The following is a 26,149-nucleotide window of genomic DNA, read 5'->3' on the forward strand; positions in this document are numbered from 1 at the left end:
AACGGGTAGTAGCTGATGATAACCATCAGGATCGGAAGTGTAAAAAGCAGCCATCAGTTTGTCTATCGTAGTGAGATCTTCCTTAAGATAGGCTTCCTTTAGCTCCTTAAAACTCTTTTTCATTTCTTCCTCTGACCACATTTTAAGGAAAGGGACAAAGTCCTTAGGCTTAAAAATCTTATCTAAGAAAGAATATTGTTCGGCAATGCTCGATAAGCCATGTATTTCCTTGTTTGCAGCCTTATTGATTTTAATAATCTCGCTCTCGAAACTGACAAGCTTACAGGGTATAGCGGTTTGCATAAGTGAGCTCACCACGAGCATAGGCTTAATGCTTTCCAGTTGTTTAAGATTGGTCTTTAATTTGACCTTCAACAATGAATCGATATAATTATAATCTTCTTTACTGATTAAACTTGCCAAGCTTTGATCGCTCTTCATGTGTTTTTGAGCTTCAACGGCAAAATTGGGATCGTCTAGGTTGATTTCTAGATAACTTTGTTCCGTTTGCGCTAGGGCATCTTTAATTTTTTGTGGGATAACATAATCCCCTTCGCACAGCATGTGATTGGTGCCAAAAAGGTAAGATGGTTTTTGTAGGCCATTGCCTTCTATTTTCCACAGTAGGGAATTGTTGGGGTTTGATGTTTGACCATAAACTTGAACACTGATTAAAAATACAATGATAAAGATAAGTGCAAGGTCTACTATTTTTAGTAATACTGTTTTGATAAAGGATTTCATCATCTAATGGTTTAATTTATTCCATTAGTATAAGTTGTCTGAAAACGTTACATGCCATTACGATCTTTTTTTGTTAAAAGCGTTAACTTGTTGTTTTTCAGTTGTAAAAAAAGAATATTTTTTATAAAAATGCAAGGGCCTCTTTAGGTACAAACTGGCTTACATCGCCTTGGTTGCGCAGAATGTCCCTTACAATGGTAGAGCTAATGGCCGAATACTCGGGCCTACTTAGTAAAATAATGGTTTCTACTTCGGGCATCATACTTTTGTTAATTTGGGCAATGGCACGTTCATATTCGAAATCTGAAGCCGATCGTATGCCCCTGACCATGTAGGTAGCGCCAATTTTCTTGCAAAAATCAATGGTAAGGCCTTGGTATAATTGTACCTCTACATTGGGATGGGAAACAAAAATGCTCTTTACAATTTCTTCTCTTTTTTCGGCAGATAGAAAGTTTTGTTTGGAACTGTTTAGCCCTATACCCACTACAATCTTATCAAATAGCGGAAGGGCACGTTTAACGATATCAACATGGGCTATGGTAATAGGATCAAAAGAACCTGGAAATAAAGCAATCTTCATGTTCAAAGATAGTTGAAAAGGATAAAGGAACAAAGAATAAGGAATAAAGATGAATTGAGAGGAAACTAACGTTTTGCATAGGTCCTTGCTCTTTTATCCTTGCTCTTTTATCTCTTTAAAGAAACTAAAGGAAGAGTAGCCATATTTTCTTGTTTCCACGTAGCCAGGCTGCTGATCCAATTTTAGCATGGAAGGGTGTTCCACAACCAAAACTCCATTTTCTTCTAATAGCTTATGTGTAGCAACCAATTGTGGTAGGGCTGGGATGTTGGGCAGGTCATAGGGCGGATCGGCAAATATAATGTCATATTTGTTGGGCGTTTGTGCCAAGAATTTAAAAGTGTCTGCTTTTAGAATCTCAATGGCATTTAACTGGTATTTATCTTTTATGGACTTGACCCATGCAATGCAGCCCGAATGGAGGTCAACAGCAGTAATACTTTTGGCATTCCTGGAGGCAAACTCCAGGCTGATATTTCCAGTACCGGTAAATAGATCAAGTATATTGCACCCTTCAAAATCGTAACGATTTAAAAGAATGTTGAATAAGGCTTCTTTGGCCATATCGGTGGTAGGTCTCACCGGTAGCTTAGCTGGAGCGTTAAACTGTAGGCCTTTTAATTTTCCCCCAACTATCCGCATTGACAAAGGGATAATAGACTGGTGTAATAATGCGCCGGCATATCATCAAGAATAGCTACATCCAGTGGTGATTCGATAATTAGAAAATCAATTTTGGTAAAATACTTTGCCAAGCAGTTCCATTTTTCATCATGCTCATGCACAATGCCCATTACTTTTATGGTGGTAGCCACAGGCCCAATGCCCAATTGGTTAATAATGAGCAAGAGATAATAATTAAACTCCTCGATATGGTCAAATTGATAGCTTTGCTGAAATATAATTTGTTGACCTTTACCATAGGCCACCTCAAATGATTTTACCGTAAAATCGATAAGCAATGTGTTTTCGGTATACTGTTGAGCCAAATGGAGCAGGCCTATATTTTGCTGTAGCTTTTCATTTTTCGGCCAATGCTGGTCAATCAGTTCTTCTATAGATTTAGGCAGTGAAAAGATACTGGTAAAACCAGTATTGTCATCAGGTTGTACATAAATATTTCTAGAATCGACATCATGAAAATATTTGGTATGACTGTCCAACATGGTTTCGCTGTACAGTTCATTTGGAATAAAGATCAGGTTTTCAGTATGTACGGCAACTTTAATATCGCCATAAGAACGCTTTAGATAGCTATCGTTTTTTAAACGTTCATAAAGTTTGTTATAGCCATTCTCACATTCTTGTTCATCGTAAACTGCGAGTACCTGTTTTTTTTCATGGTCTACAATGGCATATGAGAAGTTGGCGATACCAATTTTGAGGACCAGGTTCAACTGTTCGCTTACGGCAGGATCAAAATTAGGGTCGATTAATAAAATGCTGTTATTATTCATGTATCAACAAAAATAGCTTTTTTTTTAAAATGGTTTGTTGGTTTTTGTTGTTTGCTTCCACAGGTTTGGGTGATTGGTTAAAATATTTAAATTGCCTATGTGTAACTATCAGTTAACTTTATCCTATTCTTTTAATTGCCTTTTCTTATCATCTTTGATACGAACATTTGTAAGTACTGATATCTGCTAAAGCTACCAAATATATAAGCTTCTGGCATAGCCTAATTGCATCAGGTGGCCAAAATGCCCAAGTAAATGCAAAATGAAACTATTGCAAATTTTCATTGCAGTTAATAAACGAAAAATACATTTTTGCTATCTCTAAAATACGGAAAGATCTAAAAAACGATATTTTCATCCTACAAAAGAAAATTAATGCAGCAAAATCGGGTCTGATACAGTCCTTTTGAATTGGAAAAGTGCAAATGCTTGTCAATAAATAAAAATGAAACTATTAAGAAAAATGTTATGTGGTTATCACCTTAGCTTTTTGTGGAGAAGACAAAATTTTAGATCGATTGAGCGCTTTAATGAATATACCTACCAGATAGGTTTTTTTTGGGCTGGTATTTTATCATCCTTTCATATAATTCTGCCGTTGAGCATTTTATTTTCCCTCGTTACGGATATGCCAAGCAATTTAACATATATAATATCTGCAATTATAGCATTTCTATTCTCTGTATTGGTATCAAGTCGTTTGAAAACAAAATTTCCCATCAGTTGGTATGAAAAACACATTGTTGCCCCAACAAATAGGATGACAGCCGTTCTTCGAAGGAAATTTCTGACTTATGTAAACCTATTGTTTCTACTTAATGTAACACTCCTTGTTGCAGAAATAATTCTTTTTATGATCATCCATAATAAACTTCACTAAAAAATTATCATAAATGGGACAGGCTAGAACAGTCTGGTCTGTCTCGTTAAATTTGTAATTATTTTTAAGATGGTTGGTCAGACTTTCAAAGTTGGATTATAACTACTCGATAAGGTACAACTGATTGAAGTTTTTATGCTTTATAGTCAGGTGCCTGTCCACTAATAACTATCTTTGCTAAATGGATAAAGTTAACCTCATTGCGCAGTCATATCCTTTTACTCCAACATCAGAACAATTGCTTTTTTGTAAAGAAGTGGCTATTTTCTTGAGTAAGCCTGGTAACGAAACTTGTTTTGTACTAAAAGGCTATGCAGGTACTGGAAAAACAACTTCTGTAGCGGCATTGGTAAAAGCCCTGCCTAAATTCGGGTTAAAATCAGTTTTGTTGGCGCCTACAGGTAGGGCAGCAAAGGTGATGGGCAACTATACCCATAAAAAAGCATTGACTATCCATAAGAAAATCTACAGAAAGCGAAATGCGATAGCCATGGACCTATCTTTTCAACTTGCTCCAAATCTGGCACAGGATACGGTTTTCATTATAGATGAGGCTTCAATGATCGCCGATGAATGGAATGCACAAAATGGATCCTCTTTTTTAGGAGACCTAATCGAGTTTGTATTTCAGTTGAGTAGCGATGGGAAACCAAAGAATTGTTTTTTATTGTTTGTAGGCGATACCGCCCAATTGCCTCCCGTTGGAAGCATAGACAGCCCGGCATTAAATCCCCAATACCTGAAAGATCATTTTTATTTGGAGGTCAGGTCGGTAGAGCTAAAGGAAGTGGTAAGGCAGGAAAAGAAATCTGGCATTTTAGCCAATGCCACCATGCTTCGAAAGCTGATCAATCATGATGACGATCAACCTAAATGGCCAAAGTTCATCACCAAAAATTATAAAGATATCTTTAGCATGACGGGGCTTAAGTTTGTAGAAGGATTGGAATATGCTTATGGCAAATATGGAGTAGAAAATGCACTGGTGGTCTGTCGATCAAATAAGTCGGCCAATACCTATAATAATCAGATCAGGGCTAGGTTACTGTATAGAGAGGAAGAACTTAGTGGAGGCGATCAGATCATGGTGGTTCGAAATAACTACTTTTGGCTACCTGAAAATCAGGATGCGGCTTTCATTGCCAATGGTGATATGGCTAAGATCATTAGGGTGCGTAGGGAAGAAGAACGTTATGGTTTTCGATTTGCAGAAGTACAGTTAGAACTGATCGATTTTCCAGACCTTGGTTCCATTACCTGCAAAGTGTTACTAGATACCTTACAAATAGAAACTCCAAACCTGTCTCAGGAACAGAATAAAAAGCTTTTTGAAGGGTTAATGTCAGATTACGAACACATCGTTAATAAGAAAGAAAGATTGTTGGCCATTAAGGAAGACCCTTACTACAATGCATTACAAATTAAATTTGCCTATGCGGTAACTTGCCATAAAGCTCAAGGTGGCCAATGGGATGCCGTTTTTGTTGACCAGGGCTATTTAACTTCAGAAATGATTGATCTTGATTTTATGCGCTGGCTATATACTGCGGTGACCAGGGCGAAAAAAGAACTTTTTTTAGTGAATTTTAGCAAAGATCTTTTTGCAGGTAAGATAGCGGAAGAATATTAAGCTATGGCCAAAGGCAATTGTATGGTAAAAGTAGTGCCTTGGTTCTCTTTACTGTCAACCAGCAGTTCGCCATGATGCTGTTCAATAATTTTATGTGAAATATGCAGCCCCAAACCAATTGATTTTTCGCCCTGTAGGCCTTTTCTGCTAGCCCTTGAAAATTGCTCAAAAATATGCGATTGCAGATCTTGGGGAATGCCAATACCAAAATCTTCTACTTTTATAATGGCATTATTCTGTTGTTGGCTTATAAAAATGTCAATAGGCTTGTCGGCAGGAGAAAATTTTAAGGCATTGCTGATCAGATTGTCAATTACGCGTTCTAACTTGGAGGGGTTGGCCTGTAGGCTAATTTCATCACCTCCTGACTGAAGAATAATCTTACGGTCGGTATTGGCTTCCCATTTATTGATAATACGGTTAATGTAGGCTTTTAATGGGATGTTTTCAGTTAATATTTCTGTTTGGTCTAATTTTACAGCTTCAATTAAATCATTGATAATGTTTTTTGCCTGCATAGCAGAATCGGCAATCATCTGTGCTTCGCTATCATGTTCGTTTTCCAATAGCATAATTTGGCTTAGTGCTTCAATGTTGTTAAGAGGCGCTCTTAAATCATGCGCAACGAAGGAAAGTATTTCACTCTTTTGACTGCTGAGATGCAGAATTTCTCTGTTTTTTTCCTCCAACTCCTTAAGCTTTACAAAGTGGCTTGATTTGAAATAGTAACTGTATCTAGAGAAACTAAGTAATACGGTACCAAGTATAATAGCAGCCACACAATTGAGTATTTTTTGTTGTATGGGCAGATCAGGGAAAATCAATCCAGCTAAATAAAGGGACATGGTATAGAAAATGATCAAGAGGAGTGTTTTAAACTCAAGAGCAAAAAACAAGCTTGTTGTAGCAATGCCAATTAAAAACATAGTGAGCATATTTTTGGCATTATGTAACGACATAATATAGCTTACGCTAAAAGACATGGTCAACATATAGATCACAAAGAACAAGACAATGGCTTTTCTCAAGCTTTTAGATACTTTTCTTGATTTTAATGCATATGCACTCGCCAAAAAAAAGGCCAACGAACCAAAAAATTGGATCCAATTGGAGAAAGAAAGTTCTTGGTGATACGCCAACAGCGCAACCTCATCGTTGAAAATAAAAGATAGGGTGCGTACAAGGCAACTAATGGTAAAGATAATACCACTGATAATCCTAACTTGCCTTAAGTTGGAGTAGCTATAATAATCATCAAATTCAGCAAAGAATTTTGATGGCGTTCTATATGTTAGGAACTTGAACAAATTAGTTGGTTTGTAACAAAAATACTAAAGCTTATTGATATTATAGGAATTTTTAGTTCTACTTTAAGAATAATCATGGCTTAAGTAACAAACTACTGTTTTTTAAACGCTTATATGCCAAATCTAGATCGCAACCCTTCGCTGTTAGAACGACTTGAACTAACCTTAGCCTCATTGTTGAGTATGAAAATCAAGGCACCATTGAAACCTTTCCTTATTTCCTTAATACAGTCTGTATTGATGATGTGGCTTCTGTGTACCCTGATGAAATCTTCAGGTAGTTTTTCTTCCAGAATGGCTAAAGTGTAGTCGGTTAAATGCTTCTTTCCATCGCTGGTGTGCAAGAAAACATATTTGTCTTCTGCTTCAATATGAATGATATCATTTATTTTGATCAGTAAAATTCTTTCCCCAAGCTTTACGGTAAGAGTCTTGGTGTTTTTTTTGCCCTGTATTTGGTTTAATAAAGTCTCAATAGATAAGGAAGAAGTAGCCAGATTGGTCTCTTTTAGCTTTTTAATGGTTTTATCTAACCGATCTAATTCAATGGGCTTGAGCAGGTAATCGATAGAGCCTTCCTCAAAAGCTTTAATGGCATATTGATCATAAGCCGTTGTAAAGACCACTTTTGGTTGATGGGTCAGTTGGGCCAATAGCTCGAAGCCATTAAGCAAGGGCATTTCAATATCGAGGAATATGAGTTCTGGTTGTAGTCGATTGATAAGCTCAAGACCCTGCATACCATTTTCCGCTTCGGCAATAAGCTCTATTTCATCATAAGTGGCTAACAATCTCTTTAAGCGCTGCCTAGCCAATTGTTCGTCTTCAATAATCATCGATTTCCACATAAGATATTAATTTGCAGGGATTGAAATTTTAATTTGCTTTTCGGATGTGTTAATTAATTGGATGTCGTAACCATTACCATATAACAGTTGCAATTTATCAAAAGTACTTTGTAGGCCATAACCGGCTACAAGCTCCTCTGGAAACGGAGCACCATTATCATGAATAAGAATTTCTAATTTCTTATCTGTTTTTCTAATCACCACTTTCATTAAACCATTTTCATAAGTGTCTTTTAGTCCATGTTTGAGTGCGTTTTCTACCAAAGGCTGTAATAGAAAACGAGGGAACAGTAAATGATCCAGTGAGCTGTCTATTTCCATATCAAAGCGTATTCTATTGCCAAACCTTACTTTTTCGATGACTAAGTAAGTATTTAAAATCTCAATCTCTTCTTTTAAGGTACAGAAATTCTCTTGTTGGGAGTTGATGCTGTACCTGAACAATTTTGACAGCTTTATGGTCATGTCCTCTGCCTTGTCTGGGTCTTCATGTATTAGGCTAACAATGGAATTTAAAGCGTTATATAGAAAATGAGGATTTATTTTTGATTGTAAGGCTTGCAGTTCAGCCTGTGTTTTAAGTTGTTGTAATTTTAGAAGATCGGTTTCTTTGGCTTTTAAAAGGTTTTCTGCATTACGTTTCTGTAGATGATATAATAATACGATCGTACCCACTACCATCACAATTACACTAATAGATTTGTAATCTTGCTTATGATAGAAAATTTGGTATTTAACATCAAATAGTATAGAAATAATGAAATAGCTGATTTCTATGCCAAGTACCATGCCTATGAGGTTGCAGATATAAAACGAAAGTATAAATTTCCAAAAATTGGTACTGGCTATATTGCTGTAATGCTGGAATAGGGCAACTACATTTGATATGCTCAGTGTAATAAACAAACTGAAAAGTATATTACCGAATATACCTCTCCAAGAAATGCCATTGCTATTCAATACGCCTATAATTGCACTTAAAGCTAGCCCTACTAATAGGCCAATTATGGTATATTTAACGTTACGATAAACCCAATTACCTTCCTTAAAAGTACATGTATGTTGCTCCATTTTTCCTAAAATAACAATGCTAAGCTTAAAAACAGCTTTTGATCAAATTTATTTAATATTTATAATGCTCCTGCTGAAAAATAGATTAACGGTAGCAGAAGCCTATTGAATGGTTGGATTTTTGTGATGAATATCTTTGATATAACCGTATTTTTGTAGTGGTCATGACGAAATGTTACCCTTTAGAAAAAAATGTAATCAAAGTGCCCCGTTTTGAAGAAAGCGCAGGGTTTTATACCACTAAGCAGCGCAGTAAGACCATGGCTAAAATCAAGGGGAAAAATAGTGTGCCAGAGCTGCTGCTACGGAAGGCACTTTGGGCTAAAAACATTCGTTTCCGTATTCACCGAAACGATCTTTTGGGCAGACCAGATTTAGTGATCGAAAAATATAAGTTAGCCATATTTATTGATGGCGATTTTTGGCACGGCTACCAGTGGAACGACAGAAAACCAAAAACTAACCAGAAATTTTGGTTGCCGAAGATTGAACGAAACATGCAACGAGATAGGTTTGTGAAGCAAAGTTTAGAGGGCATGGGTTATACTGTAATGCGTTTTTGGGAACATGAAGTAAAGCATCACCTGATGGTTTGTGTCAATCAAGTGATGCTTTATATCGAAGCGGCCAGGAGCCTAAAAGTGCCAGATAAGATTTAAGGTACTACATTTATATGGCTTTTGTCATTTCTTTTAAGAAAGTCCGAGTTTCGTCGTCTAACAAAGGAGCCACGTTTTCATACACCAGTTGATGGTAATTGTTCAGCCAGGTAATATGAGCATGTTCAAGCAATTCTTTCTTTACCAAAGTCGTGTCAATTGGCGCTAAGGTCAAAGTTTCAAAAGCATAGAACTCATTGAATTCATTTTGCTCATCTTTTACCGTTAGCACCAAATTTTCAATGCGTATGCCATGTTTGCCTATTCTATAAATTCCGGGTTCTATGGAAGTAATGGTGCCCAGTTCAATAGGTATAGGTGTTGCCGATGCGTTAAAAATGTGAGGACCTTCATGCACGTTTAAATAATAACCCACCCCGTGGCCAGTACCATGACCATAGTTTAAGGCATAATCCCACATTGGTCTACGGGTAATGGCATCAATCTGATAACCACAGGTACCCTTAGGAAAACGGGTTTTACAACCTTCTATCATGGCTTTTAAGACCAAGGTATAATCTGTACTTTCTTCAGGTGTATTTTCACCTAGCGGAATAACCCGGGTGATGTCTGTAGTGCCATATTGATATTGGCCACCAGAATCTACCAAAAATAAACCTTTTGCCTTAATGGCTACGTCACTTTCTGCTGTGGCTGCATAATGAGGTAAGGCACCATGCGCCCTATAGCCTGCAATGGTATTAAAGCTCTCGCCTACAAAACCATCTTGGGCAGCCCTGAAGTCGCGTAATTTTTCTGCCGCCGAAATTTCGGTAATTTCTATTTTGCCTATATTATCTTTTATCCATTTAAAAAAATAAGTTATGGCGGCTCCATCCTTAATCATTGTTTTACGCGTATTTTTAATCTCAACGTCATTTTTAATGGCTTTGAAATAGGTAGATGGATTGGTCTCTAATATCTTTTTAACGGATTGGGGAATTTGTTGATAGAGGTAGTAGCAATTTCGTTTAGGGTCAATTAAGATACTGCTGTGATCAGGTAGAGACGCCAAATCTTTGTCAATCGCATCATAGTTGGCAATAGTAATCCCGTTTGCTTTTAAATTGGTCAGATCGTCAGTAGATAATTTGCTTTCGTCAATATAGATCTTGGCTTCGCTTGAAGAAATGAGGGCAAAACTTAACACCACTGGATTGAAGCTTACATCTTGGCCCCTGATGTTGAATATCCAAGCCATATCATCAAGAGATGAGACTAAATGATGGGAGGCGTTTAGCCTGGCAAGTTCCTTTCTAATGGCTGTTAATTTGCTTGGCACAGATTGGCCAACCACTTTCTCGTCAATCAGAAAGGCGGGTTGAGCAGGTAGGGAGGGCCTGTCTTTCCAAATCTGCCCAATGTAATCCTTTTGTTCAAATTGAATATTTAAAGCAATAAGCTGTTTCTTTAGCTGTTCGCCCAATAAGATAGATACTGTTCTTTTATCAAATGCCACTGTAGCATTAATATCCAGTTTTTCAGCTAGCCAGTCGATATATTCGGCTACCCCTTGTGCTTTTAACTTAATCAGTTGGAAGCCACTGCCGGCCAGTTGTTCTTCGGCTTGTACAAAATATCTTGAATCGGCCCAAAGTCCTGCAAAATCTTGTGTGATGACTACGGTACTTACAGAACCGGTAAAACCCGTTACAAAAGAAATGCTTTTATAATGATCAGGTAAGTATTCGCTCATGTGGGGGTCGGCAGATGGAATGATGTAGGCAGCAATGCCATCAATTTTCATTTGCTGGCGAATGGCTGATAATTTCTCAAGATAGGTCATACTCTATACTATTTAAATTTTTGATTGGAAAGATGGTTCAAAAATAGCGGAATATTTGGCAATAAATTAAACGAAAACATGAAAAATGGTGAAGTTTAGTGCCGATTATAATTTAAAATTCATTTTAAAATTGGCAGACCGAAAGATAAAATAATAGCCCTAACTTTAAGTATAGGTTTACCTTAAAACATAGTGATGTACAAAGACAGTAGCAATATAGAAATTGACAAGGTATTAGAGAAAGCCGAAAAAGCATTTCATGTGTATAAAACTTGTTCCTTAAAACAACGTGCCAATTTCATGAGGGCTATAGCGTTCGCCATAACAGCATTGGGCAAAGAACTACTTAAAACTGCAGCCCAAGAAACCAATTTGCCCATAGCCCGTTTGGAAACGGAAAGAGCACGTACAATTTTTCAGTTGAATAGTTATGCGGATGCAGTCGAACGGGGACATTGGCTTGAAGCCCGTATAGATACGGCTATCGCTGATAAAACCCCGCCCAAACCCGATTTGCGAAAAATGTTGGTGCCATTAGGGCCCGTGGTAGTATTTGGTGCCAGTAATTTTCCGTTTGCTTATTCTACAGCAGGTGGAGATACCGCTTGTGCATTTGCTGCAGGTTGTCCGGTTATTGTAAAGGCACATCCGGCGCATCCCAAAACCTCCACTTTGGTAGCTAAGGCGATATGGGATGCAGCTTCGGAATGTAAAATGCCCGATGGAATATTTGCCCACCTGTACGGAGCAGGTGTTGAAGTAGGCGAATATTTGGCGAAACACCCTTTCGTAAAGGCAATAGGTTTCACAGGATCTTATAGTGGAGGTAAGGCATTATTTGATTGGGCTAATCAACGAAAAATACCTATTCCAGTGTTTGCAGAGATGGGCAGTATAAATCCAGTTTTTTTGCTTCCCCGAAAATTAGAAACAGATTACCTGCACACCGCTCAATTATTGGCGGCTTCTATTACCCAGAGCATGGGCCAGTTTTGTACTAATCCAGGCTTGGTTATCGCCCGGCAAAGTGAAGCGTTAGACCTTTATGTGGCCGAGTTAATTAACCAATTAAAGGAAATACAGCCTGCCAAGATGCTACATGAAGGAATTGCAAGAAATTTTAACGAAAACCTGAAAAAAGCTAAAGCACAGAAAGGCGTAAAGCTACTATATGAAACGAAAGGTGAAATAACCGTGGGAGGAGGGCCTATTACAATTACCCAAACCAATGCCCAAACTTTCTTAAGCAATCAAAAGCTACATGAGGAGATATTTGGTCCATATTCCTTATTGGTTATTTGTCAAAATGAAGATGAAATGTTAAAAGTGGCGCGATGCTTGGAAGGACAGTTGACCGCAACATTGATGGCCAGTTCCGAAGACCTGAAAAATCATGGCAAACTCATGCATGCCATACAAGAAGTGTGTGGAAGGTTTATTCTTAATCAAGTACCTACAGGAGTGGAAGTATGCCTATCTATGCAACATGGTGGACCGTTTCCTTCCTGTACAGACAGTAGATTTACCGCTGTAGGTGCCGATGGAATTAAACGATTTGCCCGCCCTGTAGCTTTTCAAAATTGGGATAATGTATTTTTGCCCGACGAATTGAAGGATGAAAATCCACTAAATATTTGGCGTACAGTAAATGACGAACTCACACGCGGTGCTATGATGTAAGTTAGGTGATTTCTATATAATACTAATTCTATAGAATTAGTAGTTTATTTAAATAAATTGTTATTTTTGGAAAGTTTTGCGTGTTTAATCTCAAAATTTATCTAGAATGCAATTACATTTCAATCAAGCTAAAACGAATTTTATATCCTATCGCCAAGCATCGGCTACCCAAGATATTGTATTGTTGCATGGATTGTTTGGCCATTTAAGTAATTGGAAAAGGGTAGAGCAAAAGTTTTCTTCCGATTATAGGGTTTGGTCTCCAGAATTACCTCTTTTTAACCAATTTTTGGGAGGAGGGTTAAATAAGTTGGTTTTATTCTTGGAGAGCTATCTGTCCAAAAATAAGATTACAAAACCTATTCTCATTGGAAATTCATTAGGAGGCCATGTGGCTTTGTTGTACACCTTAAAGCATCCAAACAGGGTTGAAAAATTGATTTTAACAGGTAGTTCGGGCTTGTATGAAAATACTTTTGGTGGTACTTTTCCAAGGATAAAGGATTATGATTATATCCGATCGAAAATAGAAGATGTATTTGATAGGAAGGAAGTTATAGATGAGGAAATGGTAGCCTATGTTTTTGACATTGTGCAGCAAAAGACCAAAGCATTATCGGTCATTATGTTGGCCAGAGATGCGCAAAAACAAAACTTGAAAGACTATCTGCCACTTATTAAGATACCTGTATTGCTAATTTGGGGCTTGCAGGATATTGTTACACCACCAGAAGTAGCTGCCCAATTTCACGAATGTTTACCTAATTCGGTTCTACATTATATCAACCATTGTGGGCATGCACCCATGATGGAGCAACCAGAATTGTTTAATGAATACGTAAGCCATTTTATAGCCTCGTAACCATGTCTAATATTAATTATCTGGCATTCGCCATTCCAGCCTTTTTTATTTTTGTATACTTGGAGTATGTCTTAGCCGTTAGAAAGAACAAGGCACATATATTCAAGTATGAAAGTTCTGTATCTAATGTAAGCATTGGAATAGCAGAGCGATTATTAAATCTTTTTATTGCAGCTAGCTTCTTTGATTTGTTCAATTATATATATGGCCATTATGCCGTCTTTAATATTCCCAATGTTTGGTGGGTATGGGTGCTGCTTATATTGGTTACAGATCTAGTATGGTATTGGTACCATAGATTAGGGCATGAAGTTAATTTTTTATGGGCCGCACACATTGTGCATCATCAGAGTGAAGAATTTAACCTTACCGTATCGGCACGAATTACCGCCTTTCAGGCTTTGATTAGAGGTTTTTTTTGGTGCTTATTGCCATTTCTAGGCTTCCATCCAACTATGGTAATGGTTATTTTAACGGTACATGGAGCCTACTCTTTCTTTACCCATACCCAACTGATTGGCAAATTAGGGTGGTTGGAAAATATATTGATTACACCATCATTACATGGGATACACCATGCCAGTAATGAAAAATACCTAGATAAAAATTATGGTGATGTATTTGTATTTTGGGACAAGTTGTTCGGTACTTTCCAAAAAGAGGAAGAAGCGCCTATCTATGGTCTAACACATCCTATTAAAAGCTATAGTTTTCTATGGCAGCATTTTCATTATTATCTAGAACTGTTGGAGGCTTGTAGGAGAGAATCCGGATTTAAAAACAAGATGAAAGTGGTATTTGGTAGTCCGGCAGTTTTAGATCAGGACATTAGGCCAATATTGGAAAAAAGATACTTACCGCATCAAACTAAGGAGTATGCTAAATTTAAACTCAAAAACTATATTAATCTTCAATTGGTGATGAGTGTATTGGTGCTTACGGTGACCACTGCATGCTATAACCATTTCCAGATAGAGGATAAAATTTTTGCACTACTCTTTATCCTGATTACGTTGATTAATTGTGGTGCTTTGTTAGAGCAGCGTAAATGGATCTATTATCTAGAATGTGTAAGGCTTATTTTTGTTGTAGGATTTGTTTTGCTAAAAATAGATTACTTCGGCCTTATTTTTATTCCTACCATTATTCTTATCATATTAGAGAGGGTGTTCTCCCTAAGCCGTTTATATAGAAACTATGTGTTGCAATACGAAGAAGTCTAGCGTTTTTAAATCTCTGCTTTATTTGGTACAATGAGTACCGGACAGGCCGATTTTCTGGCTACGTGTTCAGCCACACTGCCCATAAGGAAATGATTGATGCCCGTACGTCCATGCGTACCAATTACGATTAGGTCAGCTTTCCACTCTTCAGCCTGTTGTAAAATACCATGGCTTGCCGTATCCATAACAGAGAGATAGGTAGAAGATTTGCCATTCCCAAATTTATTTTCTATTTCCTTTAATAGGACATTGCTGTTTTCTACACTGTTATCATAAACATCAATTAACACGGGTGCTAAAGCAAAATCTGGATTGGTGACGGGAGGTATGGGTTCGATAATATTTAACAGTGCCACTTCGGCATTAAATAAGTTGGCCATTTCATAACCTGCTTTAGCTGCTTTTTCGGCACAGGTGCTATTGTCAACTGCAATAAGAATTTTTTTATAGCTCATGATCTTCTTGTTTTTGCTTTAGCTAATTAACAAATTATTAACCATAAAGTTTCCATGGGTTAAACATAAAATTCAATGATTTATATCACATATTTGCATTACTTTTATGGCAGGTAATTAAAAGAAATATGGAATTGTACCACGTTTGCAGAATTTCGGTAGCCCCTTTAAGAAAAGAACCATCAGATAGAAGTGAGATTGTTTCACAATTATTATTTGGAGATCGTGTACTGCTGCTGGAAAAAACAGAAAAATGGTGCCTAGTAAAAACCCATCATGATCATTATGAAGGTTGGATGGATTATAAGCAGCTTCAAAAAGTTTCATCGTTGCAATATAACGACGAAGAAAGCTATCATCATATAACCAATGCGCAGTTCGATAATAGGCTATTGGATGAAGAAGGTACAACGTATTACTTAAGTCCGGGGTGTACCCTTCCCTTTTACCAAAATGGTTTTTGTTACTTGGGTGAGGAAAGATTTAAGGTATGTACTCCCGCCTTAATTCCCGATCCATCAACTTTTATGTCTAAGGTAGAACAGACGGCAAAATTTTTCCTGAATTCGCCTTATTTATGGGGAGGTAGGACATTTTTTGGTATCGATTGTTCGGGTTTCGTTCAAACAGTTTATAAATTGTTGGGCTTAAATATTAGAAGGGATGCCTCGCAACAGGCAGAACAGGGGAATCTGGTTGACTTTCTAGCTTCGGCTAAATTGGGAGACCTGGCCTTTTTTGATAACGAAGAAGGTAAGATTATCCATGTTGGACTTATGCTTAGCAACTCGAGTATCATTCACGCTGCGGGTAAGGTGCGCATAGATCCAATTGATGATCAGGGCATCTATAATGCAGAGTTGGGTAAATACACCCATAAACTAAGAATCGTAAAGCGATATGTCTAATGAGTAAAACTGAAAATAAAGGGCTTACAGGTTATTTTCAGCTTAAGTTTTTTGATTACCCCATTAACTCTTTCATCAGCCGATCAAAATTTTCTTTCAGCTCGGCAAGTTCAATCTCTACCTTCGCTAAGCGTTCTTCTACTTGTGTGTTTGGTTTTGCTGCGCTTTCCTCTGCCGTGAAATCATCTTCATAATCTTCTGCGTCCCCACTGAACAAGTGTATATACCGTTGTTCCTTTTGTCCAGGTTTTTTCGGCAATTGTTTAATATAGGCAGGCTGTTCATTAGCAAGTTTCTCTAATACGGTTTGTACTTCTTCAAGTGTGTCAAATTCGTATAGTCGGCCAGAGTTGGTATTGATCTCTCCCGGTGTTTGCGGCCCTCGTAAAAATAATAGGCACATAACGGCTACTTCCGCAGGAACTAATGGGTAGACAATAGCGAAATTATGTTTGTATTTAATGTTTCTGATCGAACCTCCTGTGGCGGTAGAAATTAAACCGGAAATTTTTAAGCTGTTTAAAGCAGTGCTTATGGTTGATTCATCATAATTCACCACCGGTTTGCGAGAGGTCTTCTGGTTGCAGGCGGCCAATAGGCCATTTAAGGTCATAGGGTAGTAATCGGGGGTAGTTCTGCATTTTTCCATCAATGCACCTAACACCCTTATTTGGGCGGCATCTAATACAGGTATGTTTTTTTCGTCCATAAAAATGTTTTCGTTTAGTTGATATAGAGGTTGTGCTTCAAATATAGTAAACGTGAATTGGAAAACTATGTAAGGGTACTTTAAAATTAGTTACATAATAAGCGATCCTTTTTCGGATGAAAACAGTCTATGATATAATCACTGCTTGCAAGGAAAGCAGAAGTTTGTTTATGGAATTGCCTTTAACAATTGATAAATTAAATATATATGAATAAATCCTTTTTAAAATTAAACATAGGTTTAGCCGTTTTGGCGGTTTCTTTTCTGTCCATTTCTTTTGTATTTAAAAAAGAGAAGAATTTATCGGCGGTAAAAGAACAAGAAAAATTTTTTACTTATGAAGGCAGGAGCTATAAGCCTGGCGATACCGTTTATGGTTATAAACAATATGTAAAATTGGTAGTTGGCGATGACGATGCGCCACTATTGTTAGGTGTTCCCCATGATGGTACTTCAGTGGGTAGTCCCGAAATTCCAGAAAGTGGAACAACGGGTAGGGATATCAATACATTGCCTTTGGCCTTGAAGATCGAATACTATTTTTATCGCAGTACAAAGAAAAAATCATGGATAGTAATCAATACCATTGGCAGGAAAAGAGTGGATCCAAATACCTTTCCGAATGAAGTTGATAAAAGATATGTGAATGAGGATGCTCGAGAAACGTACAATAGCTACCACAGCTTATTGAGAGCTGCCCGTGAACGTATGGCTGTTTTTCAAAAAAATGGGAAAGGAGCTTTGTTCTTGGATATTCATGGTCAGGCGCATACTTATCAAAATCCACAACCTTACGTTTCCGTTCAAGGAAAATTATTGTCGAGCAAGTTTATAGATCAAACAGAGTTGGGTTATGGCTTGAGTAATTATGCCATTTCACAGCCTGATGGTTATTTAGATCGTTTGGCCGATTCTTCTTCTATTGCTGCGATAGCTAAGTTGCATCCTAATGTTCCATTCTCTGAATTGATAAGGGGACCTTATAGTTTTGGAGGACTATTGGAAGCTGAAAATGTAGTGGCAGTACCTGGGAGCAAAATTAAAACACTTGCACCAGAAGCGGAACTTTTCGGCGTGGAGGCAAATGGCTCAGCTAAAAAGAGACCTTATTTCAACGGAGGTTTTTGCACTAGAAATACGGTACGGTTGTCTTGGGTTCAACTACGGGCTATTTCGATAATATATCGGCTATACAGGCCGAAACACCTGGTATTACAGTAAGGAACAATCCAGCTATTATCGAAATATCGGCAGATAGATTTAGCAGAGCAGTGGTTAATTATCTGAATAAATGGTATGGGTATAACTTTAAAAATAAATAGAAATTACAGTTAAAGCACTAGGAAAGTTACTTGGGATAACTAAATGCGATGCTTAGTTTTGTGATCTAAATTGATATAATAGGAATATGAAGAATTTTAAGTTAAATATGGGAGGGTGGGTGTTGAGTGCTTTTGTTTTGTTGGCCCTGCTCTCGTCTTGTAAAAAAGATTTCGTTCAGCAAGATCCTGGGGTGGCAAAAATTAGGGTAGTAAATACACTTTTAAGTGCAAATCCTCATGATTTCTATCAAGATAATGCCAAATTGACCACTAATACGGTTGGGTATGGAGCATATAGCAATTATGTGGGAGCCGTGGGAGGGTATAGCGTGTTATGGTTTAAGGATGCCTTATTAAATACTGCTTCTGCCGTGTCTGATGTGGTTTTGGCCAATGATGCAAAATATACATTGTTTCTTTATAGCAATGGTGCCGAAAAATTTTTTATAGCCGGTTATATTAATAATGACAAAGTGCCTGCAGCGGGTAAATTCAGGGTAAGATTTTTAAATTTATGTGCGGCATTTGATAATAAAAAATTAAGTATTGTGGATCAGGCAGGAGTGCCAATCAATTCGCAGCTTAGCTTTGGTGCAGATCCTGTATATTTCGAGATCAATACAGATAATGTATTAAAGGTTAAAGTTGAAGATTCTGCTGTGATTACCCATATTCCTGGATCAGAATTTCAAGAAGGTAAAAATTACTTGGTTTGGTTTGATACGGTAGATGGAGGTACAGTACAGTATCATATTGTTCCGCAGGACTAAATCGCCATAAATCTAATTAGAAAAGCCCCCTTGCTCAAAAACAAGGGGGCTTTTTTATGGTGTATTTCTCTGGTTTTAAAAGAAATAAAAGCTGTTTTTGTTGGGGAATTGTAATGCCTTTGAAATGGTATTTTTTATAGTATATCCTGATAATTTGAGTATTTTTTTCTACACTATTATTCATTTGGTGTTTGTTATTGTAATAATTGTAGAAAAAATTTCACTTGTGTGGAAAATAAGCATATTTTAGTCCTGAATAATGGACTTAAAACGAGCCTGCTATTTGAGACAAACATTTGTGGATTGACAAACATCTATTAAAGCTTATGCTTCTGGGAATAAAATGCTTAAGTAAGATCGTGCAGCTATTTTAGTTAACTATGTTTAAAAGTGGTGCGCTAAAATTTCCTGTATCCAATAAACATGCTTTGCTGGGCAAATGCTTTTGCATGCTGGTTTGTTTGCTTTCTTTTTTTTCTAAAACCACTTTTGCAGAAGGAAGTAAAGATCTTTATCCGTCTGGAGCACTGGGAAACAGAGCGTTTTTGTACGCAAACGTAGATGGGGTTAATTACCTGGATAGATTTCCGTTTAAAACTAGGGGGGCTCATTTCGTTTATGCGAAAGCAAATGAAACCATTGCTGTGGCATCAAGCGCAATTGGTGTAAATAACGGTCGTATAATCGTAACCTCGCCAGATGGTGTTTCAACCACTTATAACTTGGTTGGTTCTACAGGGCGTATTTCAAATAGGGCTTCAGAAGTATTAGGGCCAAGTTGGCCAGGAAATCCAGCGGGTTATACCCCAATAACAATTCCCGTTACTGCTGCACGAGAGGGCATTTGGAGAATAGAATTTGTGGCGCCAATTGGCAGCGGTAATAGTACTGATATAAGTGCAGCTGATGTATTTGCCGATGCGAACTGGACACAGCCCACTGGAACTACTTCGAATTTGGTTGCTGCTTGGGATGTTTCGGTACGAAATACTGCTGGAACTGCGTGGTTAAATGGCCGTGTTTATACAAACGTTTTGAACCTTTCGATTAGCCCGAATTTTACTGAAGCAAAAGGATTTTATGTGACCAACTATGTTCTTACCGAAGATGGAAGGGCATATCGTGTACAAACCAATGGAAATAATGGTTGGGCTTTTACTTTTTTTTCCAATAACAATGGTTTTGCGGTAAATGGAGTGGCTACTTATAAAAGCTTAAATGCATCTACGGTTGCAGCCCTTTCGGGCCTTCACGATCCAAGAACGCTCGATAATGCATTAAACAAAACACATAAGATTTTTTATAACAGGCCAAATCCCGATTTGCCAACATCAGCAACAGCATATGTAACTGGAGCTAATCAGAATATGTGGCTCAAAAAGAATGCAATCTTACCCATCATTACCGATTTAAAATTTGCAGGCGTTGAAGGAACTGAAGGCAAAATTAGCCATAAGGGTGCAAAAATTACTTTCACTTCTTCTACATCGGGTAGTTATCAAATTGTTATCCCGCTGCCAAATGGTGCCGACCGCGTGATCAATGGTTCAGCTGTTCAGGGCTATAATGAAATATTCTGGGATGCCAAAGATGGAAATGGAAATTTTTTACCGCCAGGACCAATTTCACCTTTGGTGCAAACTTTCCTCAGGTCAGCAGAAGTTCACTTTCCCTATATAGATATGGAAGTAAATCCGCGAGGTATTATTATCGAATTGACGGAGAACAATACCAGTTATAATGTGAACTCTGCTAACCCAAATCCGGCAGAATACAGTGATAAGGTTTATTGGGACGACATTAATATTTCTAATGCTGGAAATGCTGCTAGGTATAGTTCAAATCCAGTAACCAATTTAAGTGGAATAAGCAGTAATAGCAATGGACATAAGTTTGGTAGATACAATACCAATGCAAATGATCATTTTGGAGACAATAGGTCGATGGATACTTGGGCTTATATAGAAAGTGACCGAACGACGCAATTGGTCAATATAGAAATTCTGGTCGCAGATTTAAAAATAGAATCAATAGTTCCAGATTTAAGCCAGTATTTTTCGGCGAAAAAAATTACCTATACCGTTCAGGTTCAAAATGATGGCCCGTCGGCAGCAAATGGATCACGGTTAGCCATAAATTTTCCATCCGGATTAACTATAAATACAGTCACCCAGGTAAATCAAAGCGCAGGTATAACAGTGAGCAATGCTGTTATGGCGGCGCAGAGCTACACCGCTTCACTTAATCTGCCAAACCAGGGTACAATTGACTTCGTAATAGAAGCCACGTTTACGGGAGGTTTTAATCAAATATTTAGTAATATGAAGGCCAGCATATTAAGGCCTACCGATTTAACCGATCCTGATGCGACCGGCAATAATGCTGCGGGCCCTGTAGATGCAGATGAAGAGTGTTTAAATGGAGCCTCATCTGGTGTTGGTTTGTGTAACAACATCAAATATAATACGGTTAATGGTCAGGAAGTGTGTCAAGGAAGTAATATTACCGCGGTCAGCTATGCCTTATCTGCCGATGGAACACAATTTGAAAATTCAGCGCTTCCCATAGCGCTAAGTTCACAAGATACTGGTGGAAACCGAACAGTAAGTGGAAGCTTATCTTCTTCTGGGATACATACCTTCTTAATCAAAACCTTAAATACCAAAAGAACACAAACAAATGTGATCATCAGGTCCAACCCCTTACCTAATGCTACGGCAGATGGCCCGTTAAGCATCTGTATAGACGCCAATGATAATCCTGTAATTAATTTTAAGGGGTCCAATACCTCCGGTGCTTATGAATTTAGCTATACCATTAACAATGGTAGCGTACAAACGGTTACAACGCCTTCTGGGTCAGATACTACAACAGTTCCCATATCGCTAAGTAGCACTGGCGTATTTACATACAAACTAATATCAGTTAAAGACTTGGCCACGGGCTGTAGCCAATTAAAAAATATAGAGGTTACAGTGACCATTCACCCGAAACCAGTAAAAGGACATATACAATTCACCCAATAGAAAAATCAATAAAATATTATAAAAAACAATAAAAAATCCATAAAACAATGAAAACAACAATTACCCGCACCGCACTTGCAACATTCGTTTTGCTTTTAAGTTTTGCTTTTTCGAGCTATGCACAAACTTATTATGATGTTTATTTATGTGATAATGCTACAGCAACATTGCATATGCCCGAGGAATCTACCTTAACCAATGGAGATAAAGTACGTTGGTATAAAGATGGGGTTGAAGTAGCCGGTAGTCCATTTACCTTCTCAGGAGCCAATTCTACTAATTATACTGTTCCCAATAGCTTGGCAGTTGGTCTCCATAGTTATACCACGACAATAGAAACTCAAGGTGGCTGTGTGGGTGATCCTTCAGATCCATTTAAAGTTTACAAACTTCCAACCAAAACACTGGCACTGACCAAAACCAATGCTACCTATTGTGGTGCTAATAGTGGTCCTTTATCTGGTTCTGAAATTACGGCAACAACTACGCCAGGAGCCAGTCTTCCTGATGGAATTGGTTATGCTTACACTTGGACGGTAACTTCAGCGGGTAATCCAGCCACACCAGGTACAGCCGATGGCAGCAACACCAACACAAGTGTATACACCATGAATACCACTACGGCAGGAACTTATGTGTTTAATGCAAAGGTAAAATATGTAAAATTAGCGGCTAATACAGGTGTGTTCATTGCGGGAGATAATAATGGATGTGAAGTAACGGCAACAGCAACACAAACCGTTATCGTTACCCCTAAACCAGGAAAACCTTCTATCTCATTGGTACAGTAGCTTTACTGCAGACATTGGTTGCTACCTAAAGGATGAAGATCTGTAGACTGATATTTTTAATTTCATTGTTTTTGCATGTTGCGACTGCAAAAGCTCAAAACCCTAACGAGATAAGGGTTCCATGGGGTACGCCGGTAACACTTGGCGCACATTCAGATGGGAACTACTCTTATCAGTGGTATAGGGACGGGCGTGTTATTGCCAATGAAAATCGGTCTACCTTAACGACTACCATAGGCGGTAGCTATCGGGTAAAGGCCATTAACAATGGAGACTGCGCATCTGATCTATCGGATGCTTTTCTGGTAATTTTTGAATATTCGGACTTAGAGATCATAAAAAAATCAGAAGCACGCCATGTAGGCCCCAATGAAACTTTTACTTATGAGATAACAGTAGAGAATAAGGGGAATGCCAACAATACCAATGTGGTAATGATAGATGCTTTGCCGCCTAGTTTGACCTATTTAGGTATTGAAAGTAATACTCATGGTTCAGCAACTTATAATAATGGATTAATTCGTTGGAACATTCCATTACTTGTAGATAGGCAAAAAGCTACTTTGTTGATCAAGGTGCAGGGCAAGAACGTTGGGTCGATTATCAATGTTGCCAGGGTGACGGGTGATTTGTTTGATCCAGATCTTTCTAACAATACCTCTACCGATACTAAAAAGATTATTGGTAACATCAGGGTGCCGAACGTGATTACCCCAAATGGCGATGGCAAAAATGATGTGCTGAAAATTGAAGGTATAGAGCTTTATAAAGAAAATACACTGTCCATATTTAACAGATGGGGTAATGAAGTATATAGAAGTACTGGAGGGTATAATAACAATTGGAGTGGAGAAGGTTTGAGTGAGGGCACTTATTACTATGTACTAAAGTTGGTGTCGAAAGAAGGTAATACCCAGAGTGTGACAGGTTGGATAACATTATTAAGAGATAAATAGTATGGAAAGAAGAAGGTGGTATATTGTCTTTTGGTTAACAATAGTAAGTGTTGCTGGCTTTGCACAACAAGATGCGCAGTATAGCCAGTACATATTCAATGCGGTTTACATTAATCCTGCCTATGCGGGTTATCGGGAAAGGTTAAACCTCAATGCAACTTACAGAAATCAATGGATGGGTATAAATGGCGCTCCTAAAAGCTTTTCTTTTGCGGCCGATGCCTTAATGCCTAATGAACGTGTGGGTTTGTCCCTAATTGTCGGTGCGGATCAATTAGGGGCGCAAAAGAACCTATCTGCCTTTGCCAATTATGCCTATCGTTTTCCGGTCAATGAAGACGAAACGTCTAAATTGGCTTTTGGCTTGGGCATTGGCTTCCAACAATCTGGTATAGATGGAAATATGCTTGATCCAATAGACCAAGGTGATAATTTTATTCCCACTGGAATGGTCAAGAAAATCATACCAGACATGCGGGCTGGTGTATTTTTCTCTACCGAGAAAATGTATGTGGGAGCCTCTGTAAATAATTTGATAGGGAGGTATATGCTCAATAAGAAAAACTTAGATTTTAATTATCCTACCCCAAATCCACACTATTATTTAACTGGAGGAGTATTAATTCCTCTGGTTGAATATGAAATTGATTTTAAGCCATTTTTTCTCATAAAGGATGATGTATCTGGTCCTACGGTGTTAGATTTGAATGCTTTTTTCCTGTTTAAACAAAAGGTATGGATAGGTGCGGGCTATAGAACAGGGGTTAAACTTTACAATAAACCTGCACTGCTAGGCGATGTTAAAAATAGCAATGCCATTATTGGTATGGCCGAAGTCTTTATAGATCAGAGATTAAGGCTAGGTTATTCTTATGACCATGCTTTAAGTGGCCTTTCCCGTTACAGTGGTTCTACCCACGAAATATCCATTAGCTGGAATTTTATGAACGAGAAAGAACGCCGGATCAATTTTTGCTATTTCTAAAGTTCATAGCTTACCCCACGTTCGGGCATTTCCACCTTATAGCCTTCTTCTGTTAAAGCTGTTGCAAAGCTGGCCATACTGTTGATTTCGCCATGTACTAAAAATACCTTTCTTAAATGCTCTGGTCTTTGTTGCCTAACTACTTCTAATAAATCATTATGGTCTCCATGGCCACTCAATAAATCTGTCTTTTCGATTTTGGCGTATACCATTAAATCACGATTTCTGAGGCGTATAATCGGGTCTCCACGTAAAAGTCTATCGCCAAGGGTGCCTTTTGCACAATAACCGATGAATAAAATGGTGCAATAATAGTTTTGTATGTTGTAATATAAGTGGTCTTGTATTCGTCCCCCCTCTAGCATTCCGGCAGATGAAATAATAATACAGGGCTCAAGATAATTGCTTGCCGCTAGGCTCTCTTTTTGCGTTTGCAGATAAGTAAGGTTATCAAATTCAAATTCGTCACCATTTTTTTGGTAAAAATCTTTGGCCTCTTCGCTAACATATTGTTGGTGCTTTCTATAGATCGCCGTAGCCATATTGGCCAGCGGACTGTCCACAAAGACTTTTACTTTAGGAAGTAAGCCGTCGCTAAAAATCTTGTTGAGCGTAAATATCAACGATTGTGTTCTTCCTATGCTAAAAGCAGGGATAATTAGCCTGCCTGGATTTTTAATACAGGTCTCCTCAATCACTTCAATCAGCGTGTCTGTTAGCGAAGCATCTTTACTGTGCAGTCGGCCACCGTAGGTAGATTCGCATACTAGATAATCCACTTCAGGTAATGGCTGTGGGTCAACAAGTACAGGGTAGTTTTTTCTGCCAATATCTCCTGTAAATGCAATTTTTGTGTTTTTTCCGCCTTCATTTATGCTTAAAATAGCCGCTGCGGCACCTAGCAAGTGTCCTACGGGAGAAAAAGTAAGCTCAATATCTCCATTAATTTTAAAGGGTTTGTTAAAGCCAAGGGTTATAAACCTATCCATGGTCTCCATTACATGCTTTTGTAGGTATAATGGTTGTGGGCCACTGTGGTGTTTTTTCCTGCTTTTATGTCTTTTCTGTTTTCCCAAGAAAATATTGACGGAATCGAAAAGCAAAATCTCGGCAAGGTCGGCAGTTGGCCCAGTGCATAATATTTGTCCGTTGTATCCCATTCTTATTAAGGTGGGAAGATTGCCAGAATGATCTATATGTGCATGTGTTAAAATGACGAGGTCTATATCGGCAGGATGAAAAGGGAAATAGCTATTCTGTTCCTGATACGTTCCTTTCTCGTAATCCAACCCACAATCTATTAAGATCTTGCTCCGCTCTGTTTCTAAAAGGTGCATGCTGCCTGTAACTTGTTGAGCAGCACCCCAAATGGTTAATTTCATGAATTGAAATAAAATATAAGCTTACAATATATGTTTTTTTGTATTTAATAACCGACAATTTGATGAAGCTTTTTATTAATCACTTTAATGAAACCGTAGGCCACTTAATTAATTT

General features: G+C 38.0%; 23 protein-coding genes. 12 read left to right on the plus strand and 11 right to left on the minus strand.

The annotated features are described in order from the left end of the window. From JHD79_RS08525 to JHD79_RS08540, 4 genes are all read right to left on the minus strand, one after another. Positions 1–747, minus strand: a 747-nt coding sequence (locus JHD79_RS08525) for a TraB/GumN family protein (protein WP_199118804.1), incomplete at its 3' end; no start/stop codon positions are given. 118 nt (positions 748–865) lie between these two features. Beyond that, a complete protein-coding gene (gene coaD, locus JHD79_RS08530; protein WP_199118805.1) occupies positions 866–1,327 on the minus strand; it encodes a pantetheine-phosphate adenylyltransferase in 462 nt (153 codons plus the stop codon). 93 nt (positions 1,328–1,420) lie between these two features. Then, complete coding sequence (locus tag JHD79_RS08535; RefSeq protein WP_199118806.1) at positions 1,421–1,969, minus strand: RsmD family RNA methyltransferase; 549 nt, start codon at positions 1,967–1,969, stop codon at positions 1,421–1,423. Then, a complete protein-coding gene (locus tag JHD79_RS08540; protein ID WP_199118807.1) occupies positions 1,960–2,784 on the minus strand; it encodes a DUF3822 family protein in 825 nt (274 codons plus the stop codon). Before JHD79_RS08540 ends, JHD79_RS08535 begins: the two co-directional genes overlap by 10 nt. A gap of 1,061 nt (positions 2,785–3,845) precedes the next feature. Between JHD79_RS08540 and JHD79_RS08545 the strand changes: the two genes are divergently transcribed. Continuing rightward, positions 3,846–5,294, plus strand: coding sequence for an ATP-dependent RecD-like DNA helicase (locus JHD79_RS08545; RefSeq protein WP_199118808.1), 1,449 nt, complete (start codon positions 3,846–3,848; stop codon positions 5,292–5,294). Here JHD79_RS08545 and JHD79_RS08550 read toward each other — a convergent pair. The 3 genes from JHD79_RS08550 to JHD79_RS08560 form a co-directional block, all read right to left on the minus strand. Continuing rightward, positions 5,291–6,601: a sensor histidine kinase KdpD gene (locus JHD79_RS08550; RefSeq protein ID WP_199118809.1), complete on the minus strand. Its 1,311-nt coding sequence runs from the start codon at positions 6,599–6,601 to the stop codon at positions 5,291–5,293. The two genes, JHD79_RS08545 and JHD79_RS08550, sit on opposite strands and share 4 nt — an antisense overlap. A gap of 110 nt (positions 6,602–6,711) precedes the next feature. Further along, positions 6,712–7,437: a LytTR family DNA-binding domain-containing protein gene (locus JHD79_RS08555; protein ID WP_233164613.1), complete on the minus strand. Its 726-nt coding sequence runs from the start codon at positions 7,435–7,437 to the stop codon at positions 6,712–6,714. Between the two features lie 18 nt (positions 7,438–7,455). Further along, positions 7,456–8,520 (minus strand): sensor histidine kinase, encoded by a 1,065-nt coding sequence (locus tag JHD79_RS08560; RefSeq protein ID WP_199118811.1) that lies wholly within the window; start codon positions 8,518–8,520, stop codon positions 7,456–7,458. A 164-nt stretch (positions 8,521–8,684) separates the two neighbouring features. On the opposite strand from JHD79_RS08560, the gene JHD79_RS08565 reads away from it, so the two are divergent. Further along, positions 8,685–9,179 (plus strand): very short patch repair endonuclease, encoded by a 495-nt coding sequence (locus JHD79_RS08565; protein ID WP_199118812.1) that lies wholly within the window; start codon positions 8,685–8,687, stop codon positions 9,177–9,179. A gap of 10 nt (positions 9,180–9,189) precedes the next feature. On the opposite strand, the gene JHD79_RS08570 is transcribed toward JHD79_RS08565, so the two are convergent. Continuing rightward, positions 9,190–10,965, minus strand: a complete 1,776-nt coding sequence (locus JHD79_RS08570) for an aminopeptidase P family protein (RefSeq protein WP_199118813.1) — start codon at positions 10,963–10,965, stop codon at positions 9,190–9,192. A 195-nt stretch (positions 10,966–11,160) separates the two neighbouring features. On the opposite strand from JHD79_RS08570, the gene JHD79_RS08575 reads away from it, so the two are divergent. The 3 genes from JHD79_RS08575 (at position 11,161) to JHD79_RS08585 (ending at position 14,730) form a co-directional block, all read left to right on the plus strand. Next, complete coding sequence (locus JHD79_RS08575; RefSeq protein WP_199118814.1) at positions 11,161–12,645, plus strand: aldehyde dehydrogenase (NADP(+)); 1,485 nt, start codon at positions 11,161–11,163, stop codon at positions 12,643–12,645. Between the two features lie 106 nt (positions 12,646–12,751). Beyond that, positions 12,752–13,507: an alpha/beta fold hydrolase gene (locus JHD79_RS08580; RefSeq protein WP_199118815.1), complete on the plus strand. Its 756-nt coding sequence runs from the start codon at positions 12,752–12,754 to the stop codon at positions 13,505–13,507. Positions 13,508–13,509: 2 nt separating this feature from the next. Next, the gene (locus tag JHD79_RS08585; protein WP_199118816.1) at positions 13,510–14,730 is read left to right on the plus strand and encodes a sterol desaturase family protein; all 1,221 of its coding nucleotides are present in this window, start codon (positions 13,510–13,512) and stop codon (positions 14,728–14,730) included. A 5-nt stretch (positions 14,731–14,735) separates the two neighbouring features. Here JHD79_RS08585 and JHD79_RS08590 read toward each other — a convergent pair whose 3' ends face one another. Continuing rightward, entirely contained in the window at positions 14,736–15,185 is a 450-nt protein-coding gene (locus tag JHD79_RS08590; protein ID WP_199118817.1) for a universal stress protein, read from the minus strand. A 128-nt stretch (positions 15,186–15,313) separates the two neighbouring features. On the opposite strand from JHD79_RS08590, the gene JHD79_RS08595 reads away from it, so the two are divergent. Then, the gene (locus JHD79_RS08595; protein ID WP_199118818.1) at positions 15,314–16,093 is read left to right on the plus strand and encodes a C40 family peptidase; all 780 of its coding nucleotides are present in this window, start codon (positions 15,314–15,316) and stop codon (positions 16,091–16,093) included. Between the two features lie 55 nt (positions 16,094–16,148). Here JHD79_RS08595 and JHD79_RS08600 read toward each other — a convergent pair whose 3' ends face one another. After that, on the minus strand, positions 16,149–16,802 hold the full coding sequence (locus JHD79_RS08600) for a YceH family protein (RefSeq protein WP_199118819.1): 654 nt from the start codon (positions 16,800–16,802) through the stop codon (positions 16,149–16,151). Positions 16,803–17,009: 207 nt separating this feature from the next. Here JHD79_RS08600 and JHD79_RS08605 point away from each other — a divergent pair, with 207 nt between their 5' ends. The 6 genes from JHD79_RS08605 to JHD79_RS08630 all read left to right on the plus strand — a co-directional run bounded on the left by JHD79_RS08605 (position 17,010) and on the right by JHD79_RS08630 (position 24,652). Further along, positions 17,010–18,023, plus strand: a complete 1,014-nt coding sequence (locus JHD79_RS08605) for a hypothetical protein (protein WP_199118820.1) — start codon at positions 17,010–17,012, stop codon at positions 18,021–18,023. A 187-nt stretch (positions 18,024–18,210) separates the two neighbouring features. Further along, complete coding sequence (locus JHD79_RS08610; RefSeq protein ID WP_199118821.1) at positions 18,211–18,894, plus strand: DUF4397 domain-containing protein; 684 nt, start codon at positions 18,211–18,213, stop codon at positions 18,892–18,894. Positions 18,895–19,274: 380 nt separating this feature from the next. Continuing rightward, a complete protein-coding gene (locus tag JHD79_RS08615) occupies positions 19,275–21,920 on the plus strand; it encodes a hypothetical protein (protein WP_233164614.1) in 2,646 nt (881 codons plus the stop codon). A 47-nt stretch (positions 21,921–21,967) separates the two neighbouring features. Then, positions 21,968–22,711, plus strand: coding sequence for a hypothetical protein (locus JHD79_RS08620; protein ID WP_199118823.1), 744 nt, complete (start codon positions 21,968–21,970; stop codon positions 22,709–22,711). Positions 22,712–22,743: 32 nt separating this feature from the next. After that, positions 22,744–23,667: a gliding motility-associated C-terminal domain-containing protein gene (locus tag JHD79_RS08625; RefSeq protein ID WP_199118824.1), complete on the plus strand. Its 924-nt coding sequence runs from the start codon at positions 22,744–22,746 to the stop codon at positions 23,665–23,667. 1 nt (position 23,668) lies between these two features. Next, entirely contained in the window at positions 23,669–24,652 is a 984-nt protein-coding gene (locus JHD79_RS08630; protein ID WP_199118825.1) for a type IX secretion system membrane protein PorP/SprF, read from the plus strand. Here the strand turns inward: JHD79_RS08630 and JHD79_RS08635 are convergent. Beyond that, positions 24,649–26,034 carry an MBL fold metallo-hydrolase RNA specificity domain-containing protein gene (locus tag JHD79_RS08635; protein ID WP_199118826.1) on the minus strand — a complete coding sequence of 462 codons (1,386 nt, stop codon included), beginning with the start codon at positions 26,032–26,034 and terminating at the stop codon, positions 24,649–24,651. The genes JHD79_RS08630 and JHD79_RS08635 overlap by 4 nt on opposite strands. Positions 26,035–26,149: the final 115 nt, after the last annotated feature.

Source organism: Pedobacter sp. ASV28, assembly GCF_016428855.1.
Lineage (GTDB): Bacteria > Bacteroidota > Bacteroidia > Sphingobacteriales > Sphingobacteriaceae > Pedobacter.